Here is a 21,899-nt window from a genome sequence, read left to right on the forward strand (position 1 = left end):
CTCGCACGAGCATGAACGCGATCGCACTCCCCGCGCGCGCCGAACGCGACGCGCGCGACCACGCCGCCGACCGCGGCTTCCGCTGGCTGGTCACCGGCGCCGGCCTGTTCGTGCTCGCGGCGCTGGCCGCCGCCGCGTTGTCCATGCTGTGGGGCGGGCGCGAGGCGCTGCACAAGTTCGGGCCCGGTTTCTTCTTCTCGAAGGCCTGGGATCCGGTCGGCCAGCAGTTCGGCGCGCTGGTGCCGATCTACGGCACGCTGGTCACCGCGCTGATCGCGATGCTGATCGCGGTGCCGGTGAGCTTCGGCATCGCCATGTTCCTGACCGAAATCGCGCCGAAGTGGATGCGCGGTGCGGTCGGCGCGGCGATCGAACTGCTCGCCGGCATTCCCTCGATCATCTACGGCATGTGGGGCCTGTTCGTGCTCGTACCGGTGCTGGCCGAACACGTGTATCCGTGGATCGATGCGCACCTCGGCGGATTGCCGCTGGTGGGCGCGCTGTTCTCCGGCCCGCCGCTGGGGCTGGGCATGCTCACCGCCGGCCTGGTGCTGGCGGTGATGGTGATCCCGTTCATCGCCTCGGTGATGCGCGAGGTGTTCCTGACCGTGCCGACGCGGCTCAAGGAATCAGCTTACGCACTCGGTTCCACCCGCTGGGAAGTGGTGTGGGACGTGGTGCTGCCGTACACGCGTTCGGCGGTGATCGGCGGCGTGTTCCTCGGCCTCGGCCGCGCGCTCGGCGAAACCATGGCCGTCACCTTCGTGCTCGGCAACGCGCACGAGCTGACCGCGTCGCTGCTGATGCCGGGCAATTCCATCGCCGCGACGATCGCCAATGAATTCGCCGAAGCCGACGGCGACCTGTACCGCTCGGCGCTGATCCTGCTCGGCTTCGTACTGTTCATCGTCACCTTCGTGGTGCTCGCCGCCGCGCGCCTGATGCTGCGCCGCCTGCAGAAGCGGGAGGGCAACTGATGAGCGCTTCCCTGTATGCATCGCGTCGCGCCAAGAACCTCGTCGCGCAAACGCTGGCGACCGCCGCCGCGGTGTTCGGGCTGTTCTGGCTGGTGTGGATCGTGTGGACCACGCTGCGCTACGGCATTTCCTCGATCAACACCGCGCTGTTCACCCAGATGACGCCGCCCCCGGGCGAAACCGGCGGCATGCTCAACGCCTTCTTCGGCAGCGCGCTGATGAGCCTGCTCGGCGTCGCCCTGGGCGCGCCCGTCGGCGTGCTCGCCGGCACCTTCCTCGCCGAATACGCCGGCAGCGGCTGGTCGCGGCGCCTGTGCGACGCGGTGCGCTTCGTCAACGACATCCTGCTGTCGGCGCCGTCGATCGTGCTCGGCCTGTTCGTGTACACGCTGGTGGTTGCGCGCATGGGCCACTTCTCGGCGCTGGCCGGCGGGATTTCGCTCGCCTTCATCGTGCTACCGGTGGTGGTGCGCACCACCGACGAAATGCTGCGGCTGGTACCGGCGCAGATGCGCGAAGCCGCGCTCTCGCTCGGCGTGCCGCAGTGGAAGGTGATCGTGCAGGTGCTGTACCGCGTCTCGCTGCCGGGCATCGCCACCGGCATCCTGCTCGCGCTGGCGCGCATCAGCGGCGAAACCGCGCCGTTGCTGTTCACCGCGCTCAACAACCAGTACTGGACCACCGACCTGCTGGCGCCGATGGCGAACGTGCCGGTGGTGATCTTCCAGTACGCGATGAGCCCTTACGACAGCTGGCACAGCCTGGCCTGGGCCGGCGCCTTCGTGCTCACGCTGTTCGTGTTGCTGGTCAGCCTCGCCGCGCGCGCCATCGTCGCGCGCAACCGGGTCAGCCATGACTGACGCCCTCTTCCACCGCCACGATTCGCGGACGACGGACATGAACGACATTTCCCACCATTCGATGCCGGGCGTTTCCACGGCATCGGCGCCGAAGCTGGCCGCGCGCGGCCTCGACTTCTTCTACGGCGATTTCCACGCGGTGCGCAACATCGAGATGGATATCCCCGAGAAGCGCGTGACCGCGCTGATCGGCCCCTCGGGCTGCGGCAAGTCGACGCTGCTGCGCGTATTCAACCGCATCTACGCGCTGTATCCGGGCCAGCGCGCGACCGGATCGGTGGTGCTCGACGGCGAGAACATCCTCGACCCGAAGTACCCGATGAACCGCCTGCGCAGCAAGGTCGGCATGGTGTTCCAGAAGCCGGTGCCGTTCCCGATGACGATCTTCGAGAACGTGGCCTACGGCATCCGCCACCACGAACGCATCGGCAAGGCCGAGATGGAATCGCGGGTGGAACAGGCGCTGCGCCAGGCCGCGTTGTGGGACGAGGTCAAGGACAAGCTCGGCAAGAGCGCGCTCGGTCTCTCCGGCGGCCAGCAACAACGCCTGTGCATCGCGCGCGCGGTCGCGCTGCGGCCCGAGGTGCTGCTGCTCGACGAACCGACTTCGGCACTGGACCCGATCTCGACCAGCCGCATCGAACAGCTGGTCGACGAACTCAAGCGCGAGTACACCATCATGATCGTGACCCACAACATGCAACAGGCGGCGCGCGTGTCAGACTTCACCGCCTTCATGTACCTCGGCGACATGGTCGAGCACGGCCCAACCGAAACCATCTTTTCCAAACCGACCAAGCAGCAGACCGAGGACTACATCACGGGGAGGTTCGGCTGATGAACGAACACAACCACATCGTCCAGAGCTACAACGCCGAGCAGCAGCGCCTGACCGACGAGATCATGCGCATGGGCGAAATGGCCGCGTCGCAGCTCGAGGCCGCGCTGGACGTGGTCGAACGCCGCGACGACAAGGCCGCCGCGCGCATCGTCGCCAACGACGACGCGATCGACGCGCTGGAGAAGGAAATCAGCCACGACGTGATGAAGCTTGCGCTGCGCGGCCCGCTCGCCACCGACCTGCGCATCATCCTCGCCGCGGTGCGCATCGCCTCGGACATCGAGCGCATCGGCGACTACGCCGCGAACGTGGCCAAGCGCACCCAGACCCTGAACCTGACGCCGCCGCTGCCGCAGGCGCTCGGCTTGCGCGCGCTCGGCACGCTGGCGCTGCGCCAGGTGCGCGACGCGATGGTCGCCTACCGCGACCTCGACGCCGCCGCCGCGCTGCAGGTGCGCGATCGCGATGCGGAGCTCGATGCGCAGTACACCGCGCTGTTCCGCGAACTGCTGACGTACATGATGGAAGACGCGCACAGCATCACCCCGTGCACGCACCTGCTGTTCATGGCCAAGAACCTCGAGCGCATCGGCGACCACGCGACCAACATCGCCGAGAACACCTGGTTCCGCGTCAACGGCGACGCACCGCTGCCGCCGCGCGACAAGCGCGACGGCACCATCGATCCGCCGTAACCGGCCGTCGATCCGGCGCACCGGCGTCTGCTAGTCTGGCGCCGATGACCGACGCCGTCCCCACCTCCTCCGCAGCGCCGCCTGTCGTGCGGCCGATGTCCGAGCGTTTCCGCGGCTTCCTGCCGGTGGTGGTGGACGTGGAAACCGGCGGCTTCGACTGGAACCGGCACGCGCTGCTGGAAATCGCCGCGATCCCGATCGAGATCGACGAAGCCGGCAGGCTCGTTCCCGGCGAAGTCGCCTGCGCGCACGTCGAACCGGCGCCCGGCACCGAGATCGACCCGAAGTCGCTGGAAGTCACCGGCATCGTGCTCGACCACCCGTTCCGCCTCGCCAAGCCCGAAAAGGAGGCGCTGGAATACGTGTTCGCGCCGGTGCGCGCGGCGATCCGCAAGCACAACTGCCAGCGCGCGATCCTGGTCGGGCACAACGCGCACTTCGACCTCAACTTCCTCAACGCCGCGGTCGCGCGCACCCAGCACAAGCGCAATCCGTTCCATCCTTTCAGCGTGTTCGACACCGTCACGCTGGCCGGCGTCGCCTACGGCCAGACCGTGCTCGCGCGCGCGGTGCACGCCGCCGGGCTCGCATGGGACAGCACGCAGGCGCATTCGGCGGTGTACGACACCGAGCGCACCGCCGAGCTGTTCTGCACCATCGCGAACGCGTGGTCGAATCGAGCGATCGACACGCAGTAGGAGCGCTCTCGAGCGCGACCCACGCAATCCCCGTGGGAGCGACGGAAGTCGCGACGGCACGCAGATCGATCATGCGATGCCGCTTCCGATCGATGTTCCCGCGACAATCGGTCGCGACTTCCGTCGCTCCCGCATTCGTCACCGGCTACGCCGAGGCCTGCGACCCCTTGCGGAACGTGCGCACGATGCCGTACAGGCTGATCACGATCCAGGCGCCTTCCAACAGCAACACCGGGAAATTGAATTTCCCGACAAGCGAGACCAGCACACCGGCCGCGCCCAGCAGGTTGAGCAACTGGTAGGCCAGGCGATTGCCATGGATCTTGCCGGCCTGCAACAGGAAAAACGCGCCCAGCACCATCAGCGTGCCGAGGATGCCGATCCAGTCGTACCACTGCAGGTCCAAGTTCATCGCCTTCTCCCCTCGATCATTTCGATTGACGTTGCCGCACGGCTTCGAACAGCGCGATGCCGGTGGCGACGGAGACATTCAGGCTTTCGAATCCGCCCGGCATCGGGATCTTCACCAGCTGGTCGCAGTTGTCGCGCGTCAGCCGGCGCATGCCTTCGCTTTCGCTGCCCATCACCAGCGCGACGTTGCCGCGCAGGTCGAGCGCGTACAGCGACGCATCCGCTTCGCCGGCGAAACCGTAGATCCACACGCCCGCCTTCTGCAGGTCGCGCAGCGTGCGCGAAAGATTGGTCACGCTGAACACCGGCAGCGTGTCCGCGGCACCGGCCGAGGTCTTGCGCACGGTCGCATTGACCTGCACCGCCTTGTCCTTGGGGAACACCACCGCGGTCGCGCCCGCCGCCGCCGCGCTGCGCAGGCAGGCGCCGAGGTTGTGCGGATCCTGCACGCCATCGAGGACGAGGACCAGCGCCTTGCCTTCCGCGGCTTCGATCAACGCGGGGAGTTCGTGTTCGTCCCAGGTCTTCGCCGCGGCATAGCGCGCCGCCGCGCCCTGGTGGCGCAATCCGCCGGCGACCCCGTCCAGCGCCTGCTGCGCGACCCGGCGCACGTCGATGCCGAACCGCCGCGCCTGCTGTTCGAGCTCGCCGATGCGCGGATTCTTCCCGCCGGCTTCCAGCAGCACTTCGCGCACGTGTTCGGCATCGTGTTCGAGCGTGGAAGCGACCGCGTTGAGGCCGACGATCCATTGGGCGGATTTGTTGGTCATGCGTGAATTGTGCCTGAGCGTTTGCTTTCCCTCTCCCCTTGCGGGAGAGGGTGCCCGAAGGGCGGGAGAGGGGGAAAACCGAGACTCAATACTTCTGCTTCACCCGCTTCGCCGGCTTGCCGCGTTCCGGCAACGGCTTCGCCGGCCCCTCGTCGTCGACCAGGCGGAAATCGATCTTGCGTTCCTCCACGCTGGCCTTGAGCACGACGATGCGCACGCGGTCGCCGAGCCGGTATTCGAGGCCGCGACGTTCGCCGGTCAGGGTCTTGCGCACCGCATCGAAATGGTAGAAGTCGCGCGGCAGCTGGGTCACATGCACAAGGCCGTTGACCTTGGATTCGTCGAGCTCGATGAACAGGCCGAAGCTGGTGACGCCGCTGATCGTGCCGTCGAACTCCTTGCCGACATGGCCTTCCATCCACGCCGCGCGGTAACGCTCGTCCACTTCGCGCTGGGCTTCGTCGGCGCGGCGCGAACGCTCCGAACATTGCAGCGACAGGCTGGCCATCGCGTGCGGCGAATAGGCGTAGGTTCCCGGCTTGCCGCCGGCCAGCGCGTGCTTGATCGCGCGATGCACCAGCAGGTCCGGATAGCGCCGGATCGGCGAGGTGAAATGCGCGTAGGCCTCGAGCGCAAGGCCGAAATGGCCGATGTTGTCGGGCGCATACACCGCCAGCGACTGGCTGCGCAGGATCACCGATTCCAGCAGGGTCGCATCGGGGCGTTCGCGGATTTTTTCCAGCAGCGCGCGAAAGTCCTTCGGCTTCACCTTCGCCCACGGCGGCAGGCGCAGCGCGAATTCCTTGAGGAACTCCTCCAGGTCCGCGTACTTCGATTCCGGCGGCTTGTCGTGGTCGCGGTACGGCGCGGGAATGCCGGATTCGAGCAGGAACAGCGCGGCCTGCACGTTGGCCGCGATCATGCATTCCTCGATCAGCTTGTGCGCGTCGTTGCGCTGGAGCATGCCAGCCTGCGTCACCACGCCCTTCGCGTCCAGCACGAAGCGCACTTCGCCGCTCTCGAACTCGATCGCGCCGCGCTTGGTCCGCGCCTTGTCCAGCAGCCGATACAACTGGTGCAGGCGCTGCACCTGCGGCAGCAGCGAACCGATCTTGGCCAGCGCGGCGCCGTGTTCGTCCTCGGGAATGCCCTCGCCCACCCCGTTCCACACGTCGGTGTAGGTCAGGCGCGCATGCGAATGCATCACCGCTTCGTAGAAGCGCGATTCGCGGACTATGCCGTCGCGCCCCACCTGCATGTCGCAGCAGAAGCACAGCCGGTCCACCTTCGGGTTCAGCGAGCAGATGCCGTTGCTCAGCGTCTCCGGCAGCATCGGCACCACGAAGCCGGGGAAATACACCGATGTCGCGCGCAGTTGCGCCTCGTCGTCGAGCGCCGTTCCGGGGCGCACGTAGTGCGAGACGTCGGCGATCGCGACGATCAGGCGGAAGCCGTCCTTGTTCGGTTCGCACCAGACCGCGTCGTCGAAATCCTTGGCGTCCTCGCCATCGATGGTGATGAGCGGCACGCCGCGCAGGTCCACGCGCCCGGCGATGTCCGCGGGCTGCACGTCCAGCGGCACCGCGGTTGCCTGCGCCAGCACTTCCGGCGAAAACTCGTGCGGAATGTCGTGGCCGTGGATCGCGGCCTCCACCGCCTGCGACGCGGTGAGCTTGTCGCCCAGCACCGCCAGCACGCGCCCGATCGGCGGCCGGTGCGCGTCCTGCGGCGTGGTGATCTCGGCGACCACCAGTTGCCCGTTGCGCGCATCGTTGCAGCCGTCGGCGGGGATCATCACGTTGCGCTGGATGCGCTTGTCGTCCGGAACGACATAACCGATGCCCGCTTCCTCGGTGTAGCGACCGATCAACCGGCTCAGGCGACGTTCGAGCACTTCGACGATGGTGCCTTCGCGCCGGCCACGGTGGTCCACGCCGCTGACGCTGGCGAGCACGCGGTCGCCGTGCATCGCCTTGCGCATTTCGAACGGCGACAGGAACAGGTCGTCGCCGCCGCCGCTGTCCGGCCGCAGGAAACCGAAACCATCCGGGTTCGCGATCACCGTGCCGGCGACCAGGTCCGCGCGTTCGGCCGGCACGTAGCCGCCGCGGCGGTTCTGCAGCAACTGGCCGTCGCGCAGCATCGCGGCGAGGCGCTTTTCCAGCGCGTCGAAACGTTCCGGCGCGGTCAGCGCCAGTTTCCGTGCCAGCGCATCGGCATCCATTGGCCCGTCGCTGGCGGCGAGGATCTGCAGGATCATCTCGCGGCTGGCGATGGGCTGCGCGTAGCGCTGCGCCTCGCGTTCGGCATGCGGATCGGAGCGCGGGGGTGTCCGTGGCGGTGCGGATGGGCGGCCGCGGGACGGCGGCGAAGCCGGCAACTCCGGCATCCACGGTGGTCGGGTCGCGGCCGGTTTCGGCTTCCTGCCCCCCTGCGCCGGCTTGCCTGGCGACTTCGACTTGGCGGGAGGATTGCCGCGGCTGCCGCCGCGCTTGCCGGGTGGCTTGCTCATGCGGGCATGGTACAGGCTGCGCGTTGACAAGCATGGCCGCCATGCCCAGAATGCGCGGCCTTGACCGCCCAGGTGGCGGAATTGGTAGACGCACTAGTTTCAGGTACTAGCGGGTAAAACCGTGGAGGTTCGAGTCCTCTCCTGGGCACCAACGGTCAAGCACACGGACCCTCGCGCAAGCGGGGGTTTTTCGTTCCGGGGCTAGAACATCCCGAGCGCGTTCGGCGAATCCTTCGGGATCTCCTGGCCGATGTCCCACATCTCCACGATCCGGCCGGCTTCGAAGCGCAGGATGTGCACGACCGCGACTTCCACGCCGGCATCCGCGCGGACCAGGTGCGACAGCACCGCGACGCGATCGCCGCCATCGACGACCTGTTTCGGTTCGAACGCCTTGTTCGGTTCCTTCGCGGCGCTCTGTTCCATCGCCAGCAGCAGCGATTCGCGGTCGCCGGGGAACCAGGCGTTGTGGTGGACGAAGCCGGCGGCGACGTGGCGTTCGTAAGCATCGCGCACCTCACCATGCGCGCACATCCGCAGGAAGGCGACGGCAATCTCGGGGTTCTCCATCGCAGGCTCCTTGTTCGTCGATCCACGGACGATACCGCTTCCGCCGAAAGCGGGCGTCACGGCTTGCCCCGGCCCGGGTTCGCGGCTAACGTGTCCGGCATTCCATTCACCAGCGGGCGACGCGCAAGCCGCGCCGCCCGTTTGCTTATGCAGGAGACGGAAATGAACGCCACCTCCACCCGACGCCCGCCGCTGCTGCTGTCGCGGCTGGATGTCGAACGCATCGAGGCGCTGCTCGAGCAGCCGCAGTTCCGCGGCCTCAACACCGATGCGTTGCGCGGCGAACTCGAACGCGCCGACGTTGTGGAACCGGCTGCGGTGCCGGCGGACGTGATGACGATGAACTCCACCGCGCGCGTTCGCGTGGACGATGCCGAACTCGGCGCCCATGAACACGAATTGACGCTGGTGTACCCGCGCGACGCCGACGGCAGCGCGCACAAGGTGTCCGTGCTGGCGCCGGTGGGAAGCGCCCTGCTCGGCCTGCGCGTGGGCGAGGCGATCGACTGGCCGATGCCCGGCGGGCGCACGGCCCGCCTCGAAGTGCTGGCGATCCACTTCCAGCCCGAGGCCGCGGGCGAATTGCACCGCTGATCCACGCCGTCCGGCGGGCCGCGGACGTAAACTGCGCGGATGAACGACGACAGCATCCGCACCGCCTTCCACGGCTACGAACAGATCCCGCTGCGCGAGTACGCCGAGCGCGCCTACCTCGACTACTCGATGTACGTGGTGCTGGACCGCGCCCTGCCCTTCATCGGCGACGGGCTCAAGCCGGTGCAGCGCCGCATCGTGTATGCCATGAGCGAACTCGGGCTCGCCGCGTCCGCCAAGCCGAAGAAATCCGCGCGCACCGTCGGCGACGTCATCGGCAAGTACCACCCGCACGGCGACAGCGCCTGCTACGAAGCGCTGGTGCTGATGGCGCAGCCCTTTTCCTACCGCTATCCGCTGATCGACGGCCAGGGCAACTTCGGTTCCAGCGACGATCCCAAGTCGTTCGCGGCGATGCGCTATACCGAATCCAAGCTCACGCCCATCGCCGAAGTGCTGCTCGGCGAACTCGGCCAGGGCACGGTCGACTGGACGCCGAACTTCGACGGCACGCTGGAGGAACCGACATGGCTGCCGGCGCGCCTGCCGCACCTGCTGTTGAACGGCACCACCGGCATCGCGGTGGGCATGGCCACCGACGTGCCGCCGCACAACCTGCGCGAAGTCGTCGATGCCTGCGTGCACCTGCTCGACAACCCGAACGCGACCGTGCGCGAGCTGTGCGAATTCGTGCGCGGCCCGGATTACCCGACTGCCGCGGAAATCATCACCCCGACCGCGGACCTCCTGGCGATGTACGAAACCGGCATCGGCAACGTGCGCGCCCGTGGTGTGTTCGTGAAGGAACACGCGAACATCGTGGTGACGCAGCTTCCGTACCAGGTCTCGCCGAGCAAGGTGATCGAACAGATCGCCACGCAGATGCGCGCGAAGAAACTGCCCTGGCTGGAGGACATCCGCGACGAATCCGACCACGCCAACCCGACCCGCATCGTGCTGGTGCCGCGCAGCAACCGTGTCGATGCCGAACAGCTGATGGGCCACCTGTTCGCCACCACCGACCTCGAGAAGAGCTACCGCGCCAACTTCAACGTGATCGGCCTCGACGGCCGCCCGCAGGTCAAGCACCTCAAGCTGTTCCTGTCCGAATGGCTGGCGTTCCGCCAGGACACGGTCACGCGCCGCCTGAAATACCGCCTGGAGAAAGTGGAACGCCGCCTGCACCTGCTCGAAGGCCTGCTGGTCGCGTTCCTGAACCTCGACGAGGTGATCCGCATCATCCGCACCGAGGACGAACCGAAGGATGCGTTGATCGCGCGTTTCGAGCTCAGCGAGGAACAGGCCGACTACATCCTCGAAACCAAGCTCAAGCAACTCGCGCGGCTGGAGGAAATGAAGATCCGCGGCGAGCAGGACGAACTCGATTCCGAACGCGACCGCCTGATCGCGAGGCTGGATTCCAAGGCCAAGCTGAAGAAACTGGTGAAGGACGAACTGCTCGCCGACGCGAAGAAATTCGGCGATGCGCGCCGCTCGCCGCTGGTCGCACGCGAGGCCGCGCAGGCGCTGGCCGAAACCGAGCTCGTCGCCAGCGAACCTGTGACCGTCGTACTCAGTGAAAAAGGCTGGGTGCGCGCGGCCAAGGGCCACGACATCGACGCCGCATCGCTCGGCTATCGCGAAGGCGACGCGCTGCTCGCCGCGACCAGGGGCCGCAGCACGCAGCAGGTCGCGTTCCTCGATTCCACTGGCCGCAGTTATTCCACCGCGGCGCACACCCTGCCCAGCGCTCGCGGCAACGGCGAACCGTTGACCGGGCGTTTCTCGCCGCCGGCGGGCGCGGCGTTCCAGGCATTGGCCAGCGGCGACAACGACGCGCGCTTCGTCATCGCATCGAGCCACGGCTACGGCTTCGTCACCCGTTTCGAAAATCTCACCGGCCGCAACAAGGCCGGCAAGGCGCTGCTCTCGCTCGGCGAAGGCGCGCGCGCGCTGCAACCGGCGGCGGTCAATGACATTGCCGCGGACCGCATCGTCGCGGTGACCAGCGCGGGGCACGTGCTCGCGTTCGCGTTGTCGGACTTGCCGGAACTCGACAAGGGCAAGGGCAACAAGATCATCGAGATCCCCAAGGCCAAGCGCGGCACCGAACGCGTGGTCGCGGTCGCGGTGGTGCCGCCCGGCGGCAAGCTGCAGGTGAAATCCGGCAGCCGCACGATGACGCTGTCGTTCAGGGAACTCGACGATTACGTCGGCACGCGCGGCGCGCGCGGCGGGCTGTTGCCGCGCGGATGGCAGAAGGTGGATGGGCTTTCGGTTGAATAGCCCCTCTCCCGGCCTGCGGCCACCCTCTCCCTCGCAAGCGGGGAGAGGGAACATCAAAAACTCGATGCGCGGTTTTTCCCTCTCCCCTTTGTGGGAGAGGGTGCACCGAAGGGGCGGGAGAGGGGAACTCCATGAATCCTGATTTCTGGCACCAGCGCTGGCACGACAACCAGATCGGCTTCCACCAATCCGCGCCGACGCCCTTGCTGCTCGAGCACTGGCCATCGCTCGGCGTCCCGGCTGGCGCGAAGGTGTTCGTGCCGCTGGCGGGAAAATCGCTGGACATGCTCTGGTTCGCGTCACAGGGCCATCGCGTGCTCGGCGTGGAGCTGTCGCGGCTCGCGGTCGAGCAGTTCTTCGCCGAACACGACCTGCAACCAGGGATCGACGCGAGATCAGACGGAACGCACTACCGCGCCGGCGACATCGAAATCATCAATGGCGACGCTTTCGCGCTGGATGAATCCGCATTGCAGGATTGCGCCGCGGTGTTCGACCGCGCCGCATTGATCGCGCTTCCTCCCGATTTGCGGACTCGCTACGTGAGCGAGTTGTACGCGAAGCTGCCGGCCGGCTGCCGCGGCCTGCTGGTCACGCTGGAATACCCGCAGGTCGAACGCGAGGGCCCTCCGTTTTCGGTACCGGAAGACGAAGTGCGCGCATCGTTCGGCCGCGACTGGAACATCGACCTGCTGGAGAGACGGCCGATCCCGCCGGATCATCCGGGCTTCGTGACCGGCGTGTCGAAACTCGACACCGCGGCCTACGCACTGCGGCGGCGCTGAACTCCGCTATCCTCGCCGCATCGCTTCGCGTGGGGTAACGCATGGCCAGGATCATCAAACGCATCGCCTTGCTGCTGCTGGCGATCCTGCTGCTGCTCGTGCTCGCCGGCTGGTGGCTGATGCGCGGCAGCCTGCCGGCGCTGGACGGCGAACTCGCGTTGCCGGGATTGTCCGCGCCGGTGACGGTGACGCGCGATGCGCTGGGCGTGGTCACGATCGATGCGGCGAACGCGACCGACGCCGCACGTGCGCTCGGTTATGTGCACGCGCAGGAACGCTATTTCGAAATGGACCTGATGCGGCGCACCGCGGCCGGCGAACTCGCCGCGCTGTTCGGGCCGATCGCGGTGGATACGGATCGCGAACACCGCGTGCACCGCCTGCGCGAACGCACGCGCGAACAGCTTTCGCTCATCGCCGGCGACCAGATGCCGCAATTGCGCGCCTACGTCGACGGCGCGAACGCCGGGCTCGCCACGCTGCGCACGCGGCCCTGGCCTTACCTGCTGCTGCGCCAGCAACCGCAGCCGTGGCGGCTGGAGGATTCGCCGCTGGTCGGCGATGCGATGTACTTCGATCTGCAGGGCGCGCAGGCCGAACACGAACGCGCGCTGTGGACGTTGCGCCCGCACCTGCCGCCGGCGCTGTTCGCGCTGCTGGCGCGCGATGGAACCTCGTGGGACGCGCCGCTGCAAGGCGAAGCGCGCGGCGATGCCGTATTGCCCGGCGCCGATGAAGTCGACCTGCGCAAGCTGCCGATGCCGGCCGCGGCCGAAGACAAGGTCGCGATGATCGAATCGCAGTCGGCCGATCTTTATCCCGGCAGCAACAACTTCGCCGTTGCCGGCAGCGCGACCACGGATGGCCGCGCCATCGTCGCCAACGACATGCACCTCGGCCTGCGCGCGCCCAACCTGTGGTTCCGCGCGCGCCTGCGCTATCCGGATCCGCGCGCACCCGGCGGCCGCGTCGACGTGCAGGGCGTGACCCTGCCCGGCCTGCCGCTGGTCGTGGTCGGCAGCAACGGCCACGTCGCCTGGGGTTTCACCAACAGTTACATGGATTCGAGCGACTGGGCCGAACAGCACGCCTGCGCACCGACACAAACTCCCGCGAACGACGGCTGTACGAACGTCACGTGGCATCGCGAACGCATCGAAGTCGCCGGCGCGAAGCCGGTCGATTTCGATGTCGAGGAAACGACCTGGGGTCCGGTGCTGGCGAAGGATGCCGATGGCCGCCTGCTCGCGCTGCGCTGGTCGGCGCAACTGCCCGGTGCGCTGCGTTTCGACATCGGCGACATCGCGCGGGCCCGCAATCTCGACGAGGCCTTCGCCATCGCCGACCATGCGGCGATTCCCACACAGAACCTGATGCTCGCCGATTCCGGCGGACGCATCGGCTGGCGCCTGTTCGGGCCGATCCCGCAACGCGCGGCGACCTGCATCGCCGATGGCGAGAACATCGGCAACGCCTGTCCTCCTTGGTCGTTGCGCAGCGATGTCGCGCCGCGCGTGGTCGACCCGCCATCGGGGCGGTTGTGGACTGCGAACGCACGCACGCTCGATGGCGCCGACCTCGCCCGCGTCGGCAACGGCGGCTATGCGCTCGGTGCGCGCGCGCAACAGATTCGCGACGACCTGCTGGCGAAACCGCGATTGGGCGAACGCGACCTGCTCGCGATCCAGCTCGACGACCGCGCGCTGTTCCTGCAACGCTGGTGGCAACTGCTGCGCGACGAATCCGCAGCGGCGAAGACACCGGCGCTGCGTGCGCTGACCGATGCGGCAACGAAGTGGGACGGCCGTGCGGATACGGCTTCGACCAGTTACCGCATCGTCCGCGCCTGGCATCGCGCGGTGAACGCACGCCTGCTCGACGGCCTCACCACGCCTGCGCAGGCCGCGCTCGGCAAGGATTTCGTGATGCCCGATGTTCCGCAGTTCGAAGGCGTGGCCTGGCCGCTGGTGACGCAGCGGCCGATGAACCTGCTGCCGCGCAAGTTCGCGAGCTGGGATGCGCTGTTCGAAGACGCGGCGGTGGAAGTCCGCGACACGCTGGCGAAGGACGGCCCGCTGGCGCAGCGCACCTGGGGCGAACGCAACACTGCGCGCATCTGCCATCCGTTGTCGATGGCCCTGCCGGGTTTTGCCAAGCGCCTGCTGTGCATGCCGTACGACCAACTCGATGGCGATACCGACATGCCGCGCGTCGCCGCGCCGGATTTCGGCGCCTCGGAACGCATGGTGGTCTCGCCCGGGCACGAAGCCGACGGCATCCTGCACATGCCGGGCGGGCAAAGTGGCAACCCACTGTCGCCGTTCTGGGGTGCGGGGCACGAAGCGTGGGTCAAGGGCGAACCGACGCCGTTCCTGCCGGGGCCGGTGCGGTATACGCTGAAGTTGGAACCTGAGGGGCGCTAGGCCACGCATGAAACATCACTGCATTGCGGTTTCCATTTGTCTGATCGCAACTGGCTGCGCCTCGCATTCTGCTCAGCAGATTCTCAGTGCGAAGGAAGAGATGGCGGTTTGGCAAAGGAATTCGGCCGAGCCAACTCCTTCGTCTTGGGCGTCTGGAAGTAAATGGCGCTTTGTAGTTGCAGACACAGGAAAACCACCGCGAGAAGTTACATTTGTCGTAACTGATGAGCCTGCTGAGACTTGCATGTCCGGTGAATGGAAGCGTCTAGACGTTAGCGGTGACAGCGCGCTTCATCTGAATCAACCGGCGTACAGTGTTTCTGGCCGGAACTTGCAAATCCAGCTTTCCACAGATCTCTGCGACGCCTACGACATGCTAGTCGGATCGTTGCAAGGCGCCAGCTTCTCTGGCACGCATCGTTTCAGCGGATTACGCGGAAGCCAAGATTTCGGTCCAGTCACCGGCACCAAGGAATGACAGCCTCATTGGGCGGCAGTTCGCACAAACTGAACCTGCTTCGCTGACCACTTTTCAGCATCAATCCAGCAACCGCTCGATCAGCGCGAGATAGAGATAGGGTAAAGCTTCAAGATCGGCGACGGACACATGTTCGTCCACCTTGTGGATGCTCGCATTCACCGGCCCCACCTCGATGCACTGCGCCCCCAGCGGCGCGATGAAGCGCGCATCCGACGTACCGCCACCGGTGCTTTCCTCCGGCGCTTCGCCCGCGAATTTCGCCAACACCTCGCGCGCCGCCGAACGCAACGGCCCTTCCGGCGTGAAGAACGGCTCGCCACCGCGATGCCAGTGGATCGAAACCTCCAGCTCGTGCGCACGCAGCACGGATTCGCATTCGGCTTCGAGCTTCTGCGCGCTCCAGTGCGGGTTGTAGCGCAGGTTGAACAGCACCTGCAGCTCGCCCGGAATCACGTTGTTCGCGCCAGTGCCGGCGTGGATGTTGCTGATCTGCAGCGAGGTCGGCGGGAAGGTTTCGTAACCGTCGTCCCAGCACTTCGCCGCCAATTCCGACAGCGCCGGCATCGCCTGGTGGATCGGATTGCGCGCCTTCTCCGGATACGCGACGTGGCCCTGCACGCCGCGCACCGTCAGCGTCGCCGACAGCGTGCCGCGACGACCGATGCGCAGCAGGTCGCCAAGCTTGGCCTTCGACGACGGCTCGCCGGTGATGCACCAGTCGATGCGCTGCCCGCGCTCGCGGAACGTGTCCGCGACGCGGCGCACGCCATCGACCGCATCGCCCTCTTCGTCCGAGGTCAGCAGCAAGGCGACCGTGCCCTTGTGATCCGGATGCGCGGCGACGAAGCGTTCCAGCGCAACGACGAACCCCGCCACGCTGCCCTTCATGTCCGCCGCGCCGCGGCCGTACAGCACGCCATCGCGGACTTCGGGCACGAACGGGTTCGTGAACCAGGCCTCGCGCGGGCCCGAGGGCACCACGTCGGTGTGGCCGAGCAGCACCAGCACCGGCCCGCCGCTGCCGTGCGTTGCCCAGAGGTTGTCGACTTCGCCGAAACGCAGCGATTCGATCTTGAATCCCGCGCCTCGCAACCGATCCGCGATCAGCTTCTGGCAGCCAGCGTCTTCCGGCGTGACGGACACGCGGGAGATCAGGTCGCATGTGAGTTGGAGGACGTCGCTCATGGCCTTCTCGTTCTTGTCATCCTGAGGCGAAGCCGAAGGACCTGCTTTCCTGCCAGTAATCGAACAGCAGGTCCTTCGCTGCGCTCAGGATGACATTATGTTTTTCCAAATAATTTCTTGAACCCGTTGTCGCTGAAACCCTGCGACACCGAACCATCGTCGAGCACCACGACAGGACGCCGAACCAGTTGCGGATATTCCTTCAGCAGCAGTTTCCATTCCGCATCGCTGCCCGGCATCTTGCGGTTCGGCGACAACTCGCGCCAGGTGGTCGAGGACTTGTTGATCATCGCCTCCCAGCCGCCGAACGCGTCCTTCCACGCCACTAGCGTTTCCGGCGATTGCCGTTCGTCGCGATAGTCGACGAAGCGGTAATCGATGCCAAAGCGCTTCAGCCAGTTCTGCGCCTTCTTGCAGGTGTCGCAGTTCTTGAGGCCGTAGAGAGTGGTCATGTGCCGTGTCCCTGTAGGGGCGACCGGCCGGTCGCCCCTGCGAAATCCATCAATCCGCCAACCCGCGCAACAGCTCGTTGATGCTCGTCTTCGACAACGTCTTCTTGTCCACCTGCTTGACGATCACCGCGCAGTACAGCGAATGCGAACCATCCTTCGCCGGCAACTGGCCGGAGACGACCACGCTGTACGGCGGCACCGAGCCGTAGGAAATCTCGCCGGTCGCGCGGTTGTACACGCGCGTGGACTGGCCGAGGAACACGCCCATGCCGATCACGCTGTGGTGGCCGACGACGAAGCCTTCCACCACTTCCGAACGCGCGCCGATGAAGCAGTGGTCCTCGACGATCGTCGGCGATGCCTGCAGCGGTTCCAGCACGCCACCGATGCCGGCGCCGCCGGACAGGTGGCAATGCTTGCCGACCTGCGCGCAGGAACCGACCGTGGCCCAGGTATCGACCATCGTGCCTTCGCCGACCCATGCACCGATGTTGACGAAGCTCGGCATCAGCACCACGTCCTTGCCGATGTGGCAGCCGCGGCGCGCGATCGCGCCCGGCACCACGCGCACGCCGAGCTTGCGAAACTTCGCTTCGTCGAAACCGGCGAAGCGCGCCGGCACCTTGTCCCAGAACGGCGCCGGTTCCGCTTCGACCAGTTGCATGGATTGCGTGCGGAAGTACAGCAGCGCCGCCTTCTTCAGCCATTCGTTGACGGTCCAACCGCCCTTGCCGTCCGGCTCGGCGACGCGCAACTCGCCGCGTTCGAGGCCATCGAGCACGCGTTCGACCGTGGGCTTGGTCGAGCCTTCGATCTCGTCCGGGGTCAGCATCGCGCGCCGTTCCCAGGCGCTGTCGATGGTGAACTTCAATTCCTCCACGCCGGGGCCGGCGGGCGCGGTTTTCTTCGCGACGGATTTCTTTTTCGCCGGTGCTTTCTTCGGCGCGGGCTTACGGGCGGGACTCATGCGTTCGGTTCTCCGTCGATGCGCGCGACCAGCGCGTCGTGCAATGCCTGTTTCGTTTCCGCGGGCAGCGGACGATCCTGTTCGTCGGTGATGCGGAACACGTCCTCGGCGCGTTCGCCGAAGGTCGCGATGCGCGCATCATGCACGCGAACGCGATGCGCGCGCAGCACCTGCGCGACGTCGGCGAGCAGGCCGGGACGGTCGGTACAGACCAGGCTGAGCACGGTGCGCCGCCCGTCCGCGCCATCGGCGAACTGCGCCTGCGGCGCGATGCGGAAATGGCGCAGGTGGCGCGGCGTGCTGCGCCGTGCGGGTCGGACCTTGTCGAGCGCGCCGGCGAGCACGGCAACGAGGCGGGATTCCACCTCCGCTGGCGCGATCGGGCGTTGCGGGTCGTTCGGCAACACCACGAAGGTATCGAACACCGTGGCATCCGGGCCGTCGAGCAGGCGCGCGTGCTGGATCGCGAGGCCGAGCCGGTCGAGCGTAGCCACTATCGCGGCGAACAGGCCGTCGCGATCGGGCGAATGCACGAACACGCGCAGCGCATGCGCATCGCCCTCGACCAGCGCGCGCGCGCGCGCCACGGTTTCGCCCGGCGCATGCCCGGCCAGCGCATCCGCCTGCCATGCCAGTTGTTCCGGACGCTCGCGCAGGAAACTCTCCGCCGGCATGCGCGCGAACAGCGCGGCGATGGCCGCGTCGTCATGCCCGGCTTCGCGCAGCAATCCGCGCGCGGTGGCGCGGTTTTCCTCGATGCGCTCGCTTGCCGCCAGCGGATGTTCCAGCCCGCGCCGCAGGGCCAGGCGCGTGGCCGCGTAAAGATCGGCGAGCAGGCGATCCTTCCATGCGTTCCACAATTTTGGCGAGGTGCCGGCGATGTCGGCGCAGGTCAGCAGGTAGAGCGCGTCGAGGCGTTCGCGGTCGGCGACTTCGCCGGAAAAGCGATGGATCACGTCCGGGTCGGCGATGTCCTGCTTCTGCGCGGTGGTCGACATCAGCAGGTGTTTGCGCACCAGCCATTCGACCAGCGCAGTGTCGGCTTCGGACAGCTCGTGCGCCTCGCAGAATTCGCGTGCATCCCGTGCGCCGAGTTCGGAATGATCGCCGCCGCGGCCCTTGGCGATGTCGTGGAACAGGCCGGCGAGCAGCAGTAGTTCCGGTTTGCGCAACGACGGCCACACCGTGTGCGCGACCGAAAAACGTTCGTCGGGCTCGCCGCTGGCGAACTGGGCGAGGTTGCGCAGCACCGCGAGCGTGTGCTGGTCGACGGTATAGACGTGGAACAGATCGAACTGCATGCGCCCCGACACCTGCGCGAACGCGGGGATCCAGCGCCCGAGCACGCCGAGCCTGGCCATGCGGGCCAGCGTTTCCACCGGCTGCGGACCACGCAACAACGCGATGAATTGCGCGCGCAAGGCGGGGTCGGCATCGGTGTAGGCGGGAATCCGCTTGAGCGTTTCCGCGAGCGAACGCGCGGTGTGCGAATGCAGGCCACGGACCCCGGGATGCGCGGCCCAGGCCGCGAACAGCGCGAACACCGCCCGCGGATCGTCGTGCGGCCATTCCGGATCGTGCGCGGCGAGGTAGCCGCGGCGCAGTTCGAAACCATCGTCGATGGCTTCGGGCATGGCTTCGCCTTCGAGCTGCTCCTCGAATCGCTGCAGCAGGCGCTCGCCGATGCGCTGCACCAGCGCGGCGCTGCGGTAGAAGCCCTGCATCATCTGTTCGACCGCGAGATTGTCGGCGTCGTCCATGTGGCCGAGGCGCGCGGCCAGCGTTTTCTGGTGGTCGAAGCGCAGGCGTTCCTCGCGCTTGCCGGCGACGAGATGGAGCCCGAAGCGCAACCGCGACAATGCGCTGCGTTCGCGGTCGAGCGTGGCGTATTCGTCCGGGCCGAGCTGGCCGAGCGCGATCAGCGATTCGAGGTCGCGCGCGCCGAGCACGCGCATCGCCATCCAGCGCAGCGTCTGCAGGTCGCGCAGGCCGCCCGGGCCTTCCTTGAGGTTGGGCTCAAGGTTGTCGCTGGTGTCGCCGAAGCGGGCGTGGCGCGTCGCCAACTCAGCGCGCTTGTCGGCGAAGTAGCGTTGCGCGCTGCCGACGCGGCGCGACGCAACCGCGCCGCGCAGGCATTCGATGTCGCTCTCGTTCGCGGCCAGCGCGCGCGCTTCCAGCATCGCGGTGAGCACGGTGATGTCGTCCGCGGCCGCGACGCTGCACTGTTCGGCCGAACGCACCGCATGGCCGACAGGAAACCCCGCATCCCACAACGCGGCGAAGAACGCGGCCAACGCTTCGGCCGATTGCGCCTGCGCGCCTTCGTCGGCCATTACCAGCAAGTCGATGTCCGAATGCGGGAACAGTTCGCCGCGGCCGTAGCCGCCGACCGCGAACAGCGCCAGCGACCCGAGTTCGCCGACGTGCAACGACCAGGCCTCGCGCACCAGTGCATCGACGGCGCGGGCGCGTTCGCGCGTGAGCCGATCAACGTCCTCGCCGGCATCGAAGCGCGCGGCGAGCGCGGCGTCGGTTTCGGCGAGGCGGCGGCGGGCGCCAGCGGCCCAGGGTTCGCCGTCGCGCGAAGTCGCGTCGGCGGGCGTGGCGCTCACAAGTCGTTGTCGTCGCCGGGGATGCGGGTGAGGATTTCCACGCCGGTTTCGGTCACCGCGACGGTGTGTTCCCACTGCGCCGAGAGCTTGCGGTCCTTGGTGACCACGGTCCAGCCGTCGGGAAGCAGCTTCGCGTGGCGGCTGCCTTCGTTGATCATCGGCTCGATGGTGAAGGTCATGCCCGGACGCAGCATCACGCCCTGCCCCGGCCGGCCGTAATGCAGCACCTGCGGCTCGTCGTGGTACACGCGGCCGATGCCGTGGCCGCAGTATTCGCGCACCACGGAAAAACGCTGCGCTTCCGCGAATTCCTGGATCGCGTGGCCGACGTCGCCGAGGGTCGCGCCGGGCTTCACCGCGCGGATGCCGCGGAACATCGCCTCCCGGGTCACGTCGACCAGGCGCTTCGCCATCACCGAGGGCGTGCCGACGAAGTACATGCGGCTGGTGTCGCCGTGCCAGCCGTCCTTGATGACGGTGACGTCGATGTTGACGATGTCGCCTTCCTTCAGCGTCTTGCCCGGGCTGGGAATGCCGTGGCAGATGACGTTGTTGACCGAGGTGCAGACGGTCTTGGGGAAGCCGCGGTAGCCGACGTTGGCCGGGATCGCGCCCTGCACGTTGACGATGTGGTCGTGGCAGATGCGGTCCAGTTCCTCGGTGGTCACGCCCGGCTTCACGTGCGGGGCGACCACCTGCAGCACCTCGGCGGCCAGGCGGCCGGCGACGCGCATCTTCTCGATTTCGTCCGGGGTCTTGGGGGCAACGGTCATGCCGCCATTATCGCCCATGCGGTTCCCGGGGCCGCCCGGCGGCGGCGCCAGCCCGTTTCGGGGCGTTGGCCCAGCCGGAAGCCGTGTGTTGGAGGCGGACGGATCCTGACCCGGTGCGTCACCCGGGAGGATGGAAACAGCGGTCGTCCGCCACGGTCACGTTCAGGCACGATGCCCGTCGAATTGGTAATTTTTCACAAATTCCTTGCGTTGGATGCTCTCGCCACGGATGGCATGGGTTTTGCGCTTACGCCGTCGACCGGCTGGCAGCATCGAAAAAACCGACCGCCGGCCCTTTTCGAACAGCCCCTCCAATCTTCCAGGAATACCGCCATGCGCCTGCTCACCAAGTCCCTGATCGCCGCCGCCGTGCTTGCCGCGATGCCCACGATCGCCAGCGCCGAATCCAACTTCCAGACCGGCACCGGCAGCCTGACCGCCACCGCCCGCCTCGATTTCCAGATCACGATCCCGAAGTTCCTGTACCTGCGCGTCGGTACCGGCACCAACCTCGCCAACAACACCACCGTCGACCTGATCAACTTCGCCGTCCCCGCAACGGGCGTCGGCGGCGGTACCGGCGTGGTCACCACGACCGGCGGCGACCTCACCGGCGGCAAGGTCACCGCGCGCGTGATGGGCAACGGCGGCAACGTGACCCTGTCGTCGACCACCGCCGGTGCCCTGAACGATGGCGGCACCAACACCATTTCCTACAGCCAGATCAGCACCACGGCCGCGGTGCTGACGTCGGGAACGGCGCTGGCCGCGCCCGCGCTGGCCGACGGCGCCACCACCAATACCACCGTGACCGCGACCAACGGCGTCGTGAACCGCGACGCGCAATGGACCTATGCCTACGCCAACAGCGCGGTGGTCGCGGCCGGTACCTACGGCGGCGTGAACGTCAACAACGGTCGCGTCACCTACACGGCGGTCACGCCGTAACGGTTCGCACGACCGGCTCGAGGACGCTTCAAGGCGTCCTCGCGCCCTTGTTCCGGAAA

20 protein-coding genes and 1 tRNA gene are annotated in these 21,899 nt (G+C 67.2%); 12 read left to right on the forward strand and 9 right to left on the reverse strand.

What is annotated here, in order from left to right; translation table 11 throughout:
* Nucleotides 1-11: 11 nt before the first annotated feature.
* Genes pstC through rnt form a run of 5 tightly spaced genes read left to right on the forward strand, consistent with a single transcriptional unit; the run spans nt 12 to nt 4,071 of the window.
* Nucleotides 12-977 carry a phosphate ABC transporter permease subunit PstC gene (gene pstC / locus FNZ56_RS04850; protein ID WP_143878753.1) on the forward strand — a complete coding sequence of 322 codons (966 nt, stop codon included), beginning with the start codon at nt 12-14 and terminating at the stop codon, nt 975-977.
* Entirely contained in the window at nt 977-1,837 is an 861-nt protein-coding gene (gene pstA, locus FNZ56_RS04855; RefSeq protein WP_143878754.1) for a phosphate ABC transporter permease PstA, read from the forward strand. The genes pstC and pstA overlap by 1 nt, the downstream gene beginning before the upstream one ends.
* 37 nt (nt 1,838-1,874) lie before the next feature.
* Complete coding sequence (pstB, locus tag FNZ56_RS04860) at nt 1,875-2,675, forward strand: phosphate ABC transporter ATP-binding protein PstB (protein WP_185970798.1); 801 nt, start codon at nt 1,875-1,877, stop codon at nt 2,673-2,675.
* Nucleotides 2,675-3,373: a phosphate signaling complex protein PhoU gene (gene phoU / locus FNZ56_RS04865; RefSeq protein WP_143878756.1), complete on the forward strand. Its 699-nt coding sequence runs from the start codon at nt 2,675-2,677 to the stop codon at nt 3,371-3,373. Before pstB ends, phoU begins: the two co-directional genes overlap by 1 nt.
* 44 nt (nt 3,374-3,417) lie before the next feature.
* Nucleotides 3,418-4,071: a ribonuclease T gene (gene rnt / locus FNZ56_RS04870; RefSeq protein WP_143878757.1), complete on the forward strand. Its 654-nt coding sequence runs from the start codon at nt 3,418-3,420 to the stop codon at nt 4,069-4,071.
* Between the two features lie 145 nt (nt 4,072-4,216).
* Here rnt and FNZ56_RS04875 read toward each other — a convergent pair whose 3' ends face one another.
* From FNZ56_RS04875 to rnr, 3 genes are all read right to left on the reverse strand, one after another.
* The gene (locus tag FNZ56_RS04875; protein WP_143878758.1) at nt 4,217-4,483 is read right to left on the reverse strand and encodes a CBU_0592 family membrane protein; all 267 of its coding nucleotides are present in this window, start codon (nt 4,481-4,483) and stop codon (nt 4,217-4,219) included.
* A gap of 16 nt (nt 4,484-4,499) precedes the next feature.
* Nucleotides 4,500-5,252, reverse strand: a complete 753-nt coding sequence (gene rlmB, locus FNZ56_RS04880; RefSeq protein ID WP_143878759.1) for a 23S rRNA (guanosine(2251)-2'-O)-methyltransferase RlmB — start codon at nt 5,250-5,252, stop codon at nt 4,500-4,502.
* Nucleotides 5,253-5,337: 85 nt separating this feature from the next.
* A complete protein-coding gene (rnr, locus tag FNZ56_RS04885; protein WP_143878760.1) occupies nt 5,338-7,764 on the reverse strand; it encodes a ribonuclease R in 2,427 nt (808 codons plus the stop codon).
* Nucleotides 7,765-7,830: 66 nt separating this feature from the next.
* On the opposite strand from rnr, the gene FNZ56_RS04890 reads away from it, so the two are divergent.
* Nucleotides 7,831-7,915: transfer RNA gene (locus tag FNZ56_RS04890), tRNA-Leu, on the forward strand.
* Between the two features lie 50 nt (nt 7,916-7,965).
* Here the strand turns inward: FNZ56_RS04890 and FNZ56_RS04895 are convergent.
* Nucleotides 7,966-8,334 (reverse strand): nuclear transport factor 2 family protein, encoded by a 369-nt coding sequence (locus FNZ56_RS04895; protein ID WP_143878761.1) that lies wholly within the window; start codon nt 8,332-8,334, stop codon nt 7,966-7,968.
* A 162-nt stretch (nt 8,335-8,496) separates the two neighbouring features.
* Here FNZ56_RS04895 and rnk point away from each other — a divergent pair, with 162 nt between their 5' ends.
* The 5 genes from rnk (at nt 8,497) to FNZ56_RS04920 (ending at nt 14,900) form a co-directional block, all read left to right on the forward strand.
* Nucleotides 8,497-8,928, forward strand: a complete 432-nt coding sequence (gene rnk, locus FNZ56_RS04900) for a nucleoside diphosphate kinase regulator (RefSeq protein ID WP_143878762.1) — start codon at nt 8,497-8,499, stop codon at nt 8,926-8,928.
* A gap of 39 nt (nt 8,929-8,967) precedes the next feature.
* A complete protein-coding gene (parC, locus tag FNZ56_RS04905) occupies nt 8,968-11,214 on the forward strand; it encodes a DNA topoisomerase IV subunit A (RefSeq protein WP_143878763.1) in 2,247 nt (748 codons plus the stop codon).
* Between the two features lie 131 nt (nt 11,215-11,345).
* The gene (locus tag FNZ56_RS04910) at nt 11,346-11,999 is read left to right on the forward strand and encodes a thiopurine S-methyltransferase (protein WP_143878764.1); all 654 of its coding nucleotides are present in this window, start codon (nt 11,346-11,348) and stop codon (nt 11,997-11,999) included.
* Between the two features lie 41 nt (nt 12,000-12,040).
* Nucleotides 12,041-14,422, forward strand: coding sequence for a penicillin acylase family protein (locus tag FNZ56_RS04915; protein ID WP_143878765.1), 2,382 nt, complete (start codon nt 12,041-12,043; stop codon nt 14,420-14,422).
* 7 nt (nt 14,423-14,429) lie between these two features.
* The gene (locus tag FNZ56_RS04920) at nt 14,430-14,900 is read left to right on the forward strand and encodes a hypothetical protein (protein WP_143878766.1); all 471 of its coding nucleotides are present in this window, start codon (nt 14,430-14,432) and stop codon (nt 14,898-14,900) included.
* Between the two features lie 60 nt (nt 14,901-14,960).
* Here the strand turns inward: FNZ56_RS04920 and dapE are convergent, their stop codons facing one another.
* From dapE to map, 5 genes are all read right to left on the reverse strand, one after another.
* Complete coding sequence (gene dapE, locus FNZ56_RS04925) at nt 14,961-16,088, reverse strand: succinyl-diaminopimelate desuccinylase (RefSeq protein WP_143878767.1); 1,128 nt, start codon at nt 16,086-16,088, stop codon at nt 14,961-14,963.
* A gap of 95 nt (nt 16,089-16,183) precedes the next feature.
* Nucleotides 16,184-16,540, reverse strand: coding sequence for a Spx/MgsR family RNA polymerase-binding regulatory protein (locus FNZ56_RS04930; protein ID WP_143878768.1), 357 nt, complete (start codon nt 16,538-16,540; stop codon nt 16,184-16,186).
* Nucleotides 16,541-16,589: 49 nt separating this feature from the next.
* Entirely contained in the window at nt 16,590-17,507 is a 918-nt protein-coding gene (dapD, locus tag FNZ56_RS04935) for a 2,3,4,5-tetrahydropyridine-2,6-dicarboxylate N-succinyltransferase (protein ID WP_143878769.1), read from the reverse strand.
* Entirely contained in the window at nt 17,504-20,119 is a 2,616-nt protein-coding gene (glnD, locus tag FNZ56_RS04940; protein WP_143878770.1) for a [protein-PII] uridylyltransferase, read from the reverse strand. Before glnD ends, dapD begins: the two co-directional genes overlap by 4 nt.
* The gene (map, locus tag FNZ56_RS04945) at nt 20,116-20,892 is read right to left on the reverse strand and encodes a type I methionyl aminopeptidase (protein WP_143878771.1); all 777 of its coding nucleotides are present in this window, start codon (nt 20,890-20,892) and stop codon (nt 20,116-20,118) included. Before map ends, glnD begins: the two co-directional genes overlap by 4 nt.
* 333 nt (nt 20,893-21,225) lie before the next feature.
* Here map and FNZ56_RS04950 point away from each other — a divergent pair, with 333 nt between their 5' ends.
* On the forward strand, nt 21,226-21,840 hold the full coding sequence (locus tag FNZ56_RS04950) for a hypothetical protein (protein ID WP_143878772.1): 615 nt from the start codon (nt 21,226-21,228) through the stop codon (nt 21,838-21,840).
* Nucleotides 21,841-21,899: the final 59 nt, after the last annotated feature.

The sequence above is a fragment of the Lysobacter lycopersici genome (assembly GCF_007556775.1).
Lineage (GTDB): Bacteria > Pseudomonadota > Gammaproteobacteria > Xanthomonadales > Xanthomonadaceae > Pseudoluteimonas > Pseudoluteimonas lycopersici.